Source organism: Mesorhizobium sp. WSM2561 (genome assembly GCF_000513915.1).
GTDB classification, from domain to species: domain Bacteria; phylum Pseudomonadota; class Alphaproteobacteria; order Rhizobiales; family Rhizobiaceae; genus Mesorhizobium; species Mesorhizobium muleiense.
Window position 1 is genome coordinate 36,750 of record NZ_AZUX01000046.1, and the last position, 12,807, is coordinate 49,556.

The 12,807-nt window shown below is 63.7% G+C and carries 11 protein-coding genes and 1 pseudogene; 3 read left to right on the plus strand and 9 right to left on the minus strand.

Annotated features, from left to right (window positions below; genetic code table 11):
* Positions 1–233: 233 nt before the first annotated feature.
* Together M727_RS43310 and M727_RS0128070 are read right to left on the minus strand one after the other, a co-directional pair.
* Positions 234–1,247, minus strand: a complete 1,014-nt coding sequence (locus M727_RS43310) for a tetratricopeptide repeat protein (RefSeq protein WP_156941653.1) — start codon at positions 1,245–1,247, stop codon at positions 234–236.
* Between the two features lie 81 nt (positions 1,248–1,328).
* Positions 1,329–2,816 carry a WD40 repeat domain-containing protein gene (locus tag M727_RS0128070; protein WP_027155410.1) on the minus strand — a complete coding sequence of 496 codons (1,488 nt, stop codon included), beginning with the start codon at positions 2,814–2,816 and terminating at the stop codon, positions 1,329–1,331.
* A 219-nt stretch (positions 2,817–3,035) separates the two neighbouring features.
* Between M727_RS0128070 and M727_RS0128075 the strand changes: the two genes are divergently transcribed.
* Positions 3,036–3,500 (plus strand): GFA family protein, encoded by a 465-nt coding sequence (locus M727_RS0128075; RefSeq protein WP_051505774.1) that lies wholly within the window; start codon positions 3,036–3,038, stop codon positions 3,498–3,500.
* A gap of 60 nt (positions 3,501–3,560) precedes the next feature.
* Here M727_RS0128075 and M727_RS0128080 read toward each other — a convergent pair whose 3' ends face one another.
* From M727_RS0128080 to M727_RS0128105, 6 genes are all read right to left on the minus strand, one after another.
* Positions 3,561–4,331: an exodeoxyribonuclease III gene (locus tag M727_RS0128080; RefSeq protein ID WP_027155412.1), complete on the minus strand. Its 771-nt coding sequence runs from the start codon at positions 4,329–4,331 to the stop codon at positions 3,561–3,563.
* A gap of 9 nt (positions 4,332–4,340) precedes the next feature.
* On the minus strand, positions 4,341–4,985 hold the full coding sequence (locus M727_RS0128085; RefSeq protein WP_027155413.1) for an alpha/beta family hydrolase: 645 nt from the start codon (positions 4,983–4,985) through the stop codon (positions 4,341–4,343).
* Between the two features lie 183 nt (positions 4,986–5,168).
* Positions 5,169–6,263, minus strand: coding sequence for a tetratricopeptide repeat protein (locus M727_RS0128090; RefSeq protein WP_027155414.1), 1,095 nt, complete (start codon positions 6,261–6,263; stop codon positions 5,169–5,171).
* Complete coding sequence (locus M727_RS0128095; protein WP_027155415.1) at positions 6,260–7,168, minus strand: Ku protein; 909 nt, start codon at positions 7,166–7,168, stop codon at positions 6,260–6,262. Before M727_RS0128095 ends, M727_RS0128090 begins: the two co-directional genes overlap by 4 nt.
* Before the next feature lie 89 nt (positions 7,169–7,257).
* A complete protein-coding gene (gene ligD, locus M727_RS0128100) occupies positions 7,258–9,744 on the minus strand; it encodes a DNA ligase D (RefSeq protein ID WP_027155416.1) in 2,487 nt (828 codons plus the stop codon).
* A 251-nt stretch (positions 9,745–9,995) separates the two neighbouring features.
* Positions 9,996–10,220 carry a hypothetical protein gene (locus M727_RS0128105; RefSeq protein WP_027155417.1) on the minus strand — a complete coding sequence of 75 codons (225 nt, stop codon included), beginning with the start codon at positions 10,218–10,220 and terminating at the stop codon, positions 9,996–9,998.
* Between the two features lie 304 nt (positions 10,221–10,524).
* On the opposite strand from M727_RS0128105, the pseudogene M727_RS37755 reads away from it, so the two are divergent.
* Positions 10,525–10,810 (plus strand): annotated as a pseudogene (locus M727_RS37755) (BrnA antitoxin family protein).
* Between the two features lie 134 nt (positions 10,811–10,944).
* Here M727_RS37755 and M727_RS0128115 read toward each other — a convergent pair.
* A complete protein-coding gene (locus M727_RS0128115; RefSeq protein ID WP_027155418.1) occupies positions 10,945–12,375 on the minus strand; it encodes a LuxR C-terminal-related transcriptional regulator in 1,431 nt (476 codons plus the stop codon).
* A gap of 237 nt (positions 12,376–12,612) precedes the next feature.
* Here M727_RS0128115 and M727_RS0128120 point away from each other — a divergent pair.
* A partial coding sequence (locus M727_RS0128120) for a hypothetical protein (protein ID WP_156941654.1) occupies positions 12,613–12,807 on the plus strand: 195 nt, incomplete at its 3' end.

Genomic DNA, 12,807 nt, shown 5'->3' on the forward strand with positions numbered 1-12,807 from the left:
ATCGTCCTTCATCATATCCAGATAAATCTGGACAGCGGGATGGCCATGGGAAGAGGCCCTGAGCAGCCACTTGGAGGCTTCTTTGTAATTCGGTTGTCCATCGATACCGCGATAGTACAGCATCCCAAGGCTGGCTTCGGCATCGACATTTCCCGTTTTCGCGGCAGCCAGCCACCAAGACTCGGCGGACTTGTCGTCTCTGGCGATGCCTTCACCATTGGCATAGGCGTATGCTACGTGGAGCTGAGCCTGGATATCTCCCTGCTTTGCGGCCTTGAGCCACCACGAAACCGCGTCCGCCTTGCTTTGGCTAACACCGGCGCCTTTCGAATAGGCGCCCCCAGGTTCAGTTGCGAACTGACGTCTCCCTGATTGGCCGCCTTGAGCCACCAGGACGCCGCGTCCGCATCGCTTTGGGGAACACCGTTGCCGATTGAATATGCATAGCCAAGCGCGGCTTGTGCCTGGGCGTTGGCGTGTTCGGACGCTTTGCGCCACCAGACCGCAGCCTGACCATGATCATGTTGTACCCCCCAACCCTGTGAATAGGCTTGGCCAACAGCGAATTGAGCGTTGGGATATCCCTGATCGGCCGCCTTACTGAACCAGGAAAATGCCTTTGCGTCATCCTTGCCCACGCCTTTTCCCAACGCATATGCAGTTCCCACGGCATATTGCGCGTCGGCGACGTCTCTGGCCGCGGCTTTCACCCACCATTCGAACGCCTGGCGGTCGTCCTTCGCCACCGCTCGACCTTCTGAATAGAGAACGCCAAGGAAGTGTTGACCATTTGCGTGTCCCTTATCCGCAGCCTTCCGCGCCCACATAAAGGCCAACTGATCGTCTTTTTCGACACCTCTGCCATAATAGTAAGCTTGGCTGAGGCCGGACGCACCGTTTAGGTTTCCTGCCTCGGCGGTCTTGCGCCAAAAGCTCACTGCCCGCGCGTCATTCTGAGCAACGCCTTGGCCTAACCAATACATCAAACCAATATTGTTCTGCGCATCGGGGTTGCCGGCGTCGGCCACTATCTTCCACTGGCGGAATGCCTCGGCGTAGTCCTTGGCGAAGAATGCCGCTTGCGCCTTCTGGATGGCCGACCACTGAGCGTAATAATTGCGAGCTGGCCAAAACAGTACGACAGCAGCCAACACAAGCAAGACGATGGCAAAGATTCTTCGGCGATGTGGCACGGGCAAAATGGACACAGTTGTGTTCGCCTCGAGCGGCCAGTCTTCACTGCTCACGTTCGCCAATCCATTTGTCGATAGCGGTAATCATTAGCGCACGCCGCCTCTTCCCGAAATATGCGCACCTTGAAAATCTAATCAATCTGGCGCTCCGGCGAAAAGCACCACCCCGTCTCCGCCGCCTGCCGGCCAGTCCCGGATGGTGCGGTCGTAGCCGCCGGTCAGCACTGTGCCGTCAGCGGCGAATGCCACGGCGTAGATCGGTCCGGACCGGCTGTCGAACAGCGCGGTCTCGCTGCCGGTTTCCATGTCCCACAGCCGTGCCGTGCCGTCGAGCGAACCGGACAGCAGCCGCTTGCCGTCGGTCGACAGCGCCAGCGCATAGACCGTGCCCGAATGGCCCTCGAGGCGGCGGACTTCGCGGCCGCTGTCGAGATCCCAGAGCTTGATCGTATAATCGCCGCTGCCGGTGATCAGATGGCGCCCGTCAGCCATGAACACGACGCCATAGGGGCCGCGCTCATGCCCGTGCCAGCTGCGCAGCTGCTTGCCGGTGGCGATGTCCCATAGTTTTAGCGTGCCTTCGATACTGCCGCTGATCGCGCGTGTGCCGTCGGGCGAGACGGCGACCCCGCTGATCGACCAGTCGTGCCCCGGCATCACATGCAGCACCGAGCCTTTCTCGATATCCCAGACGATGACCCTGCCGGTGTCGTGCCCGCTGACGGCACGTTTGCCGTCGGGGCTGATCGCCAGCTTGTTGACGCCGCCGTTCTGGCCTGACGAGAACACATGCAGCACAGTGCCATCGGCGAGCTGGCGCAGCACGATCTCGCCATCGTCGCCCGCCGTCAGCGCCCGCGCCCCATCGGGCAGGAAAAGCGCGGTACGCGCCATGTCCTTATGGATGCCGAGGGTGCGGATCAGGCGCTTGCCGTCGATATCCCAGAGCTTGATCGTGCGGTCGGTGCTGGCGCTCATGATCGAGTGACCGTCGGGCGCCACCGCCAGCCAGACGACTGGCTCGCGGTGGCCATTGGGCTCAGTCGGCTGCGGCGGCGGCGCCTGCGGCAGCGGCGCGACGGTCTGCGGTGGCGCAGCCGGGGCTGGAGCAGGCTCCGGCGGTGAGACAGGTGGGGCCAGCGCGACCCCGGATGGCGAGGCAGGCGCCGGCGGCTGTATCGCTTCCGGTTCCGGGGCCGGTGCGCTGGTGACGTCTTGGCCTCCCGGCGCGCTCGGCACGGTTTGCTCGGCGATCAGGCTTTTGCCGGCGTCCTGTGGCTGCCGCGACCACGGGCTGAACTGGTCGGCCACCAGAGCGAGCACGGCGAGGAACGGAACGACGGCAAGGAGCCGCCGCAGGCGTGGTCTTCCGGCGGGTTGCAGTTCGGCGCCCCTGCCGAACAGCGGCGTCTTCGGATCGTGCGTCGATCGGCCCGGCAATAGGCCCGCCCAGAACAACAGGGCTGCAAGAGCTGAGACAACACCCGCCACGCCGAAGAAAGCCAGGCGCGCGAACGCGAAGCCTTCGCCGGCGCCCCCCAGCGCGAAATACACGCGTGTGAAGCAGAGCATGCCGATCGCCAGCAGCAGCATTGCCAGCAGCCTGTCGACAAACCTGTTCATCGAGCTCCCCTCGCGCCGCTGTTCGCTTCGTCCGCAATGATGCAGGTCGGCGCCGGGCTTGTCGATGCCCGGTCAATTCCGAAGAGCGAAACAGCGAGCGCAAAACGCGCGCCTGCGCCAAAGCGCTCGATATGGCCTGGCGACACTCTTGGTCGCCGCAATGTTGCCCGGCCGCGCGCTAGAATCGCCTGCCAGGGAAATCAGCACCGAGGCCAAGTGATGGATGATTGGAAACTACCCTGGGACGGCGGCTGCCTGTGCGGTGGGATACGCTTTCGCATAAGTGCGCCGCCCTTGCTGACCATGGCCTGTCATTGCACCGGCTGTCAGAAGCTGAGCGCGAGCGCTTATTCCCTGACCATGGCGGTGCCAAGCAGCGGCTTCAGCGTTACGCAAGGCGAGCCGGTGGTCGGCGGTATGCACGGCCCGCACCGGCAACTCTACTGCCCGCACTGCAAGAACTGGATGTTCACGCATCCGCACGGCCTGGACTTCTTCGTCAATGTTCGCGCTACCATGCTCGACGAGCACAATTGGTACGTGCCCTTCGTCGAGGTTTTCACGTCGGAAAGGCTGCCCTGGGCCACGACCGCCGCCAGCCACAGCTTCGCCACCCAACCCGACCTTGAGGGGTATACGCCATTGATCGAGGCCTTTGCCCGCGAAGGCGCGCGACCGGGCTGACCGGTTGCGCATGAGGGATTGAAGATAGGCGAAACCGCCAATGACGGCCAATCTCCCCCCTCACCGCAACTCAACCCACACCGGCGCGTGGTCGCTGGCGCCGGGCTCGCCGCGGACGTCGCGGTCGATGCCTGCCCCGGCCAGCCGGCGCGCCAGTTTCTTGGACAGCAATATATGGTCGAGCCGCAGGCCGGCGTCGCGCGGCCAGCGGTTGCGTCGATAATCCCAGAATGTGTAGAGCGTCTCCTTCGGGTGCTTCTTGCGCAGCGCATCGGTCCAGCCCTGGTCGAGCAGCGCTGCGAAGGCGGCGCGGCTTTCCGGCTGCACCAGCGCATTGTCGTCATAGGAGCGGGTCGGATAGATGTCGCGCGGCTCGGGCACGATGTTGTAGTCGCCGGCCAGCACCACCGGCAGGCCGGTGTCGAACAGTTCTTCCGCATGCGCGTTCAGGCGCTCGTGCCACGCCAGCTTGTAGGTGAATTTCGGGCCGGGCTGCGGGTTGCCGTTCGGCGCATAGAGGCAGGCGACGACGATGCCGCTGACCGCCGCCTCGATGTAGCGGGCCTGGTTGTCGCTGTCGTCGCCGGGCAGCGCCTCGCGGGTCAGAACGGGTTCTGAACCCCGCGCCAGTATGGCAACGCCGTTCCAGGTCGGCTGTCCCACCCAAACCGCGCCATAGCCGGCCGCGGCGAGTGCTGTGCGTGGAAACTGCGTCTGCCTCGCCTTCAGCTCCTGCAGGCAGACGATGTCGGGCTTGGCGACAGTCAGCCAGGCGAGCAGGTTTTGCAGCCGGCCGTTGATGTTGTTGACGTTGAAGGTGGCGATCTTCATCGGCCTGCTTCAGCGCACGATGCGCTCGGTCCACGCCTTCACCGCATCGGCGAGTGTCTTCAGATGATCGGCAGTGGAGAAGCCGGAGATGCTCTTGCGCGGCTTCAAATCGTGGTCGCCATCCTCCAGCCACCGCACTTCGATGGCGTCGGAAAGATCGTAGGTCGCGACCTCGTCCCTGGTCCCGAATTCGTCGCGTGTGCCCTGGAAGATCAATGTCGGCGTCTTGAGATCGGCGAGGTGTTTTGTCCGAAGCTGTGTCGGTTTCCCCGGCGGATGGAAGGGATAGCCGAGGCAAAGCAGCCCTGAAATGTCGCCCTTCGAAAACACCTCGTCGGCGATCATCGAAGCGACGCGGCCGCCCATCGACTTGCCGCCGATGATGAGCGGCCCGTTCACGCCCTTCGCCCTGAGGTCGGCGATCGCCTTGATGTATTCCGGGTTCACCGTCTCGGCGCGCGGCGGCGGCTTGCGGTGGCCGTAGCGGCGGGCCGCCATGTAGTGGAATTCGAAGCGCGCGACGCGAAACCCGGATTCGGCCAGCGCTTTTGCCGTGGCGGTCATCGAGGCAGAATCCATCGGGGCGCCGACGCCATGGGCTAGCAGGATGGTGATGGGAGCGGTGTCTGGGCCGTCGAAGAGAAAGGTGGTCATGGGAACTCCAACGTTGACGACCCCTTCTCCCCTTGTGGGAGAAGGTGGCCGAGCGAAGCTCGGTCGGATGAGGGGTGTTGGACGGAGCGCCAACGCCTCATTTCTTCCAGCACCCCTCATCCGTCTCGGCGCTAAAGCGCCGATCCACCTTCTCCCACAAGGGGAGAAGGGAGCGCCATCGCCTCACCCCGCCGATTTGTGCGCCAGCTGCAGATCGACAAACTGAATACCCTTGGCCGCCATGCGCGCCCATTCGGAGTTGGCGTCGAGCTCGAGATAGCGCGCCCAGTTCCGCCGCGCCTCGGCGAGGTTGCCGGCGTCGAACTCCAGCCGTGCCAGGTTGAACACCGCGTCGGCATAGTTTTGGTCGAGCGCTATCGCCTTTTGCAGATGCCGCCGCGCCGAGCCGTCGCGGCCCTCATCGCTCATCAGCCCGGCCAAATTGAACCAGGCCTCGACAAAGCCGGGATCGAGCTTTATCGCGCGGGCATAGTCATGCGCCGCCTCATTCACACGGCCGGCGGCGCGCAGGCAGTTCGCGCGGTTGAAGGCGGCGATGGCGTCGGTCGGGTCGATGGCCAGGCAGCGCTGGTAGAGTGCCGCCGCCTGCTCGTGGTCTTCAGCCTCTTCCGCGGCTTCAGCATCGGCGAACAGTTCTTCCAGCGTGTCGTCATCCGGCGACCCCAAATCGAACAGCAACTGGCCGTCGAGTTCGCTCTGGCCGCCTTCAAGGTAGATCGCATTCGCACGACCATGCTGCGAGCCGACATTCAGCGACTTGGCGGTCAGCGAAGCGACCGGACCGCAGCGGTGCACCGAGCGCGCGATCGCCCCCCACGAGGCCCCGCCGGCGACCAGCCCGGCATATTTGCGGGCCAGGATCAGATCGCGAAACGAATAGGGTTCGCAATCATGCTCGAAGGCATCGAAAAGCGACAACAGGTCGAGGTCGGATGCGGCCAATCGCGATTGATCGAGAAGCGACTGCCGCGACAGCGCTGAGGACTCCGGCGCCTTGATCAGCCCGAGCAAGCGCAAAAAACCGTTTTCGCTGATCAGCTTGCGGCCGGCCTCGCGCTCGGCGGCGACGCGGCGCTCGATCTCGGCATCCCCGGCCTTGGCCAGAAATGTGCGGCCGAACACGACATGGCTGGTGCGCCTGTTAACGCCGCGCCGCAACTGGCCCTGCTGGCGCTCGACCTCACGCGCCGCCAGCCTCAGCGGGAACGCCGCCAGCGCGCCGATGGTGCCGATGACATTGCCGGCGAGAGCCGTCACGCCTTGCTCTTGCCGACGGCCTTGAGCAGATTGGCCTTGAGCGGATTTTCCTTGGCCGCGCCGGCGCCGCCCCTGGCGGATTTCGTTGCCGGTTTCGCCGCTTCATCGGCCTTGCTCTTGCTTTTGGCCGGCGGCTTGCCCGACTGTGACAGGCTGGCCTTCAGCGCATCCATCAGATTGATCACGTTGCCGCGCTCGGGCGCTGCCGCGATGATCGGCTTGTGACCCTTGAGCTTCTCGCGGATCATCGCCATCAGCGCGATCTCATAGCGGTCCTCGTAGTTCTTCGGATTGAAGGTGGTTTCCTTCTGCTTGATCAGCGCTTCGGCAAGCTGCAGCATTTCCGGGTCGGGCTCGCCGGCCGGGATGTTGCCGAAATATTCAGCCGTGCCGCGCACTTGGTTCCTCAAGGTGCAGACGAACATGCCGTTCTCGCGCGCGCCGATCGTCACCACGCGCTCGCGGCTGGACAGCACCAGCCGGGCGATCGCCAGCTTGCCGGATTTGCGCATGGCTTCGCGCAGCACGGCGAAGGTTTCCTCGGCCATCGCGCCATCCGGTGCCAGGTAGTAGGGCGCGTCCTGATAGATGACGTCGACCGAATGCTCGTCGACAAAGGCTTCGATGTTCATCGTGTGGTTGGATTCGATCCTCACCGCCTCGAGGTCGGCATCGTCGATGATGATGTACTGCTTGTCCTCGTATTCGTAGCCCTTGACCAGATCCGAGCGCTCGACCAGCCCGAGTTCGGGATCGACCGGCTTCATGTTGATGCGGTTGTGGGTGTCCTTGTGCAGCTGGTTGAAACTGATGCGCTCACTGGCACTCGTCGCCGGATAAAGCCGCACCGGACAGCTGACGAGACTGAGCTTGAGGTAACCTTTCCAACTTGCCCTGGGCGCCATGAAACTCTCCTACGCGGCCGTGCACCGTCGAACATTTCGCAGCGCTTCGTCCAAAGGACGAACGACGCTGCGCAAAACCTACATCGCCCTCACAATACCGGCAAATCCCTAGCGAAATCTTCCATGTCGGCCCAGGGATCGCCGGAGGTGGCCAGAAGCCCCGGCAGTGAAGAATAATTCAAATCTTCCGGAGCGTCGATGGATTCCAGATCGGACCAACTCACCGGCGTCGAGGCCGGCAGGTTTGTGCGGGCGCGCAGCGAATAGGGTGCCGCCGAAGTGTGGCCGCGCGCGTTGCGGTGAAAGTCGATGAAGATGCGCCGCTTGCGGTTGTCCTTGCCCATGGTGGTGGTGAAGGTGTCGGGCGCCGTGGCGGCCAATGCCGAGGAGATGGCGCTGGTCGCCTGGTGCAGTTTTTTCCAGTTCTGTTTTTGCGTCACCGGCACTGATATGTGGATGCCCTTGCCGCCCGAGGTTTTGGCAAACGGCACCAGCCCCATCGCCTCCAGTTCGGCGCGGATATGCACCGCCGCCTCGACCACCTCGCGCCAGCTAACCCCCTCGCCCGGATCGAGGTCGAAGACGATCAGGTCCGGTCTGTCGAGCCGCGTGCGATGGGTGCCCCAGGTGTGGAACTCGACGACGCCGAACTGCGCCAGCGCCAGATAGCCCTTGGCATCCTCGACCGAAAGGTAGGATTTGGTCTCGCCCTCGGAATTGGTCGCCTCGAAAGTCGCCACCGATTTCGGCATGCCGGTGAAGGCATGGCGCTGGAAGAAACAGTCCTGCGGCTTGCCGGTCGGGCAGCGCACCAGTGATACCGGGCGGCCCAAAATATGCGGCAGCATGAAGTCGCCGACCAGCGCGTAATAGACGGCGATATCGAGCTTGGTCGGTCCGGTTCTGCCGAACAGCCGCCGCGTCGGGTTGGTCACCCAGATCGTGGCGAGGTCGGCCTCGGCGATCAGCCGCTTGCGCTTGGCCGATACAGGCGTCGACAGGCCGACGTCGCGCAGCCCGCGGAACACGGCATGGCGCAGCGCATTATCGGTGGTCCGGTTGGCATAGTGGATATGCGCCGAAAGCAGCGGCCGCACCCAGTTCATCTCGCGCATGATTTCGCGTGGAACCCCTTCGGGTGCAGAGGCGCCGGCGCGCAGCGGCTCCAGCCGGGCCAGCAACGCGGTGGCGGTGGCGGCGTCGTAGCCGGTGCCGACCTTGCCGCGATAGTGCAGCTCGCCATCCTCGAATTCGCCGAGCCCGAGTGCGGCCAGCCCCTCGGCTGCAGCGGAGGTGGTGTAGCCGGCGATGACGAAATCGCCGGTCTTCAGCGCCTTGGTCTTGGTCCACGTCTTAGTGCGGCCGCTCTGGTAGATCGCCGTGGCGCGCTTGGAGACGATGCCTTCCAGCCCCATCTCGGAGGCCTGGTCGTAGAGCGCCTGGCCATCGCCTTCGACGTGGTCGGAGAACTGGATGGCGGAGTTGGCGCCCAGGCCGGACAGCAATTGCGACAGCAGCGCCTTGCGCCGGCCGAGCGGCGCTTTTCTCAGGTCCCAGCCGTCGAGATACAACAGGTCGAAGGCATAGAAGTGGAGCTTGTTGCCGGCGCCCTCGGCCAGCGCCTCCTGCAAAAGGGCAAAGCGGCTGATGCCCCTAGCGTCGAGCACGACGACCTCGCCGTCGATGATCGCATCGCGGCAGGGCAGCCCGGCAAAGGCGAGCGGCAGGTCGCCATAGCGCCTGGTCCAGTCGAGGCCGGCGCGGGTGATCAATTTGACCACTCCGTCGGCCAGATGCGCCATGGTGCGATAGCCGTCGAATTTTATCTCGTGCAGCCAGATTTCGCGCGTTTTTTCGGCAGGGCTTTCGCCGCCCGGCGGCTTTGGAACCTGCGTGGCCAGCTGCGGCTCGATCCGGGAAGGCAGCGGCGCCTTGACCGCATCCGGCAGCGCGCCGGGTTTCAATGCCACCGGTTTCGCAGGCCTTGCGGCAGGCTTCGGGGTTGCCACCAGCTCCTCGATGCGGCGGCCGGATTTGACGCTTTCCGGCCGGGCTTCCAGTATGTCGAGCCTGGCGTCGGCGGCGAGGTCGCGCTCCTTGAACAGCAGCCAGTTCTTTTTGCCCTCATCCTCGCCGGGCTTCGGTTTCAGCCTGGTCAGCATCCAGCCGCCATTCAGCTTCTCGCCGGCAAGACGAAATTTGAAGGAGCCGGTGCGCAAGCTCTTTTCGACATCGTCCATCGGCGCCCAGACACCGGTGTCCCAGACGATCATCGGCCCGCCGCCATATTCGCCCTCGGGAATGACGCCTTCGAAGTCGATATATTCGAGCGGATGGTCCTCGGTCTCGACCGCCAGCCGCTTGTCGGCCGGATTGAGCGACGGGCCGCGAGGCACCGCCCAGCTCTTCAGCACGTCACCGACCTGCAGGCGAAGATCGTAATGGTCGGCGGTGGCATGGTGTTTGTGCACGACGAAGCGATTGCCTTCTGCGGCAACCGGCCCGCCGGCGGGCTCCGGCGTCTTGCTGAATTCGCGCTTGGCGCGATAGGCCTTGAGTTTGGAGGGAGCTGGCATGGGGCTAGGCGGTGGTGGGCAAGAGCAACGAGCGCCTCGTTCCTTCGCGCCCCCCTCGGTCCTGCCGGACATCTCCCCCACGAGGGGGGAGATTGGATGTCACGAATGCTTTCGCCAATCTCCAACGTCGAAGAAGAGGCGCCAAGGCGGCAGCTGCCGATCTCCCCCATCGTGGGGGAGATGTCCGGCAGGACAGAGGGGGGCGCTGTCCCGCCGGCATCAAAATTCCATCGCAGCGGCGCTCATGCAGTTCAGTCGTCGGTGGCCGGCGTCAGTTCGAGCTCGGCCGGCGACAGACCCTGCTGGAGCTGGCTCAACCGGAATTCGTCGACCCAGTAGGCCTCGCCGTCGACGAGGACACGCGCCTTGTAGGCGCCGGCTGAAAAACTTTGCGCGGTGATGTAGACCTTGTGGCGGTCGAGCGCCTTGCGCACCGCGGCACGCTTGGAATTCTGGCTGGTGGCGGAACTGGCCATGGACTGCTCATACACACGCCGCCGCAGGAGAAGACGGCTGGCGTAAGGATGGCCGAGACAGACGGTTGTGTCAATTTTTCAGTGGGCGCGAACGGCCTGGACGATCGCCGTGTCATGCCGAAACGAGCCTAGCACCGTGCCATATCTGCCTTTTGGGTTGTCCTTCGCATGTGAACAACCGCTGAAGGAAAGGGGCTTGCACCACGACATTTCTTTTTTGTATCACGAATAATGGTTGACTATCCTATTATCGTCCGGCCAGCAGCAGGGAAAGGAGCCTTTTGACATGACCCGCAAGAACCGCATGAAAGAGTTCGTTCCCGGTCGGGGTTTACACCAAGGAAGACTGGGACGATGCCGACAGCCCGGAATTGACCGACGAGCAGATCGCCAAGGGCAAACCTTTTGCCGAAGCGTTTCCCGATCTGGCCGAGAGCATCAAGCGCGGCCGGGGGCGCCCACCTGTCGCCGTCCCGTTGCAACAGATTTCCATCCGGCTTGAACCGGCGGTGATCGAGAAGTTCAAAGCAACCGGCAAGGGCTGGCAGGCCAAGGTCAACGATGTGCTGAAGAAGGCGAAAGTGGGCTGAGGCGGATATCATTTCGGCGAGGCCCACCGCATAGCGCCGTGCCCATTTGGTGCTTGTGCAGGGCGGCAACACCCGCCTGATCGGCCGGCATCGATCGGGCGAGCCGGCACCGACCCCTGTATGCATCAACTTGCCTACGGCAGGTTCGCCAGCTCGGCAGCGTGGCGGATGGCAAGCAAGGCGTCCCGGTTGGTCACCGGATAGCCTGCGATGAAGCGTTCGACCGAAAAGCCTGGAAATTCGGCTCTCAAGCGGGCCGCGGCGCGCGCCGCCTCGGCGGTCTCGCCCATGGCCGCATGCGAAAGCGCCAGGAACATCAGCACGTCCGGCGACTCCGGCGAACTCCTGCGGAGCGCCGCGACAGCTTCCCGATGCCTGCCGGCGGCAAACAGGATGCGGCCTTGCATGCCGAAATACCAGGGCGGGGCCAATGGATTGAGGCGCATGGCACGCTCGATGAGCGGGATCGCCTCGGCCGGATCGCCGGCGACAAGCGCTTTGCTGCCGGCCAGCAGCGGCAGTATGCCGGCGTGGTGGGAGCCGTATTCGAGAGCCCGCCGGTGCGCGCGCTCCGCTCCTTCGAGATCGCCAAGGCATGCCCTGACATTGCCAAGGCATGCATGAGCGCAGCTGTCCGTCGGGTCGAGGCGCAAGGCGTTTTCGGCCGTGATCCGCCAGTTCTCGATCGACGTCAGCAGGTCGTCACCAAAGCCGTTGCAGGCCTCGACCGAATAGGCATAGGCGAGCTCGGCCCAGCAGTTGGCGAAAGTAGGGTCAAGCTCCAGTGCGCGTGAAAACAGGCGGATCGCCTCGGCATTGCCGGCGCGGCTGAAGGTAGTGTGTTGTTCGACGGCAAGCAGATAAAAATCATAGGCCCGCAAGCTGGCCGGTGGCTTGCGGCGAGCCGCGTTGCGGCCGACCGTGGCGAGCGTGCCGAAACTGCCGGCCAACACATTGATGACGTTCTCGGTCAGGCTGTCCTGCAGCGCGAAAATGTCCTCGATTGGGCGGTCGTAGCGCTCGCTCCACAGGCTGACGCCGTTGCCCGCATCGGCAAGTTCTATCGTCAAGCGAATCCTCTGGTCGTCCGCGCGCAACTGGCCCGATACGAAATAGGTGACGCCGAGCGCCTTGCCGTCCGCCGCGAAATCGGCCGGCTTGCTGCCCAGTGATTTCATCGTGTGGAAGGCGATGACAGGCAAGCCCGCGTATCGCGCCAGGTCGATGGTGATGTCCGACGACAGGCCGTCGGCAAAGCGGCGCCAGCGCTCTTCGGAATTGAGGCATTCGATCGGGAATATGGCGAGCACCGGCGGGGCGCCGGACAAGGACCGAGCCGGCGCGCTGGAAGCGCCGGCAAAGCACGCGGCGAGCCCGATCTTGGTACGCACCCCAAGTTTTTCGTAGATGGCCGCAAGGTGGGTGCGAACGGTGGTCGGGGCAATGAAAAGTGCATTGCCGATTTCGCGATAGGTCATGCCGGCTGCGAATTTTTCCGCGACCGCGCGCTCGCGACCCGACAAGGCATCGAGCGCCTGCGCTTTCGAAGCGACGTCGAACGTCATCGTGGAAACCGTCCCATCCCAGGACAGAATACTACAAATGCAGGAGGCCGAATACTGCATCTGCCCGATCCCGTTGCAAGCGCAGAAATTGCAAGGTCGTTTGCCGCAAAAAGCGGCAATCNGGGGGAGGTTTCCATGCGTCCTGTTTCGATAATGCTGGCATGCACGATCTTGAGTTTTTCCGCCGCCCAGTCGCCGTCGTTCGCAAGAGGATGCAGGCAGGTGCTGGAATCGGATGTGAAAATCACGAGCATGCGCCTCTATGCCGACATCCTGGCCAATGCCGCCCGCAACGGCTGGGACTACACGCCTGAATCGATCGTCAGCGGCTCAAAGCGGCATTTCGAGGAGATGAAGCTCCAGTTGAATGACGCCGGCTATGAGATCATGCCCGTCGGCGTCCGCCTGTATTGCAAGCGGTGGGATAAGCTC

What these genes read in the sequence shown, in the direction of transcription:
- ligD (WP_027155416.1), bottom strand. Translation starts at nt 9,744, where the DNA reads ATGCCAGCTCCCTCCAAACTCAAGGCCTATCGCGCCAAGCGCGAATTC.
- M727_RS0128070 (WP_027155410.1), bottom strand. Translation starts at nt 2,816, where the DNA reads ATGAACAGGTTTGTCGACAGGCTGCTGGCAATGCTGCTGCTGGCGATC.
- M727_RS0128095 (WP_027155415.1), bottom strand. Translation starts at nt 7,168, where the DNA reads ATGGCGCCCAGGGCAAGTTGGAAAGGTTACCTCAAGCTCAGTCTCGTC.
- M727_RS0128115 (WP_027155418.1), bottom strand. Translation starts at nt 12,375, where the DNA reads ATGACGTTCGACGTCGCTTCGAAAGCGCAGGCGCTCGATGCCTTGTCG.
- M727_RS0128105 (WP_027155417.1), bottom strand. Translation starts at nt 10,220, where the DNA reads ATGGCCAGTTCCGCCACCAGCCAGAATTCCAAGCGTGCCGCGGTGCGC.
- M727_RS0128075 (WP_051505774.1), top strand. Translation starts at nt 3,036, where the DNA reads ATGGATGATTGGAAACTACCCTGGGACGGCGGCTGCCTGTGCGGTGGG.
- M727_RS0128085 (WP_027155413.1), bottom strand. Translation starts at nt 4,985, where the DNA reads ATGACCACCTTTCTCTTCGACGGCCCAGACACCGCTCCCATCACCATC.
- M727_RS0128080 (WP_027155412.1), bottom strand. Translation starts at nt 4,331, where the DNA reads ATGAAGATCGCCACCTTCAACGTCAACAACATCAACGGCCGGCTGCAA.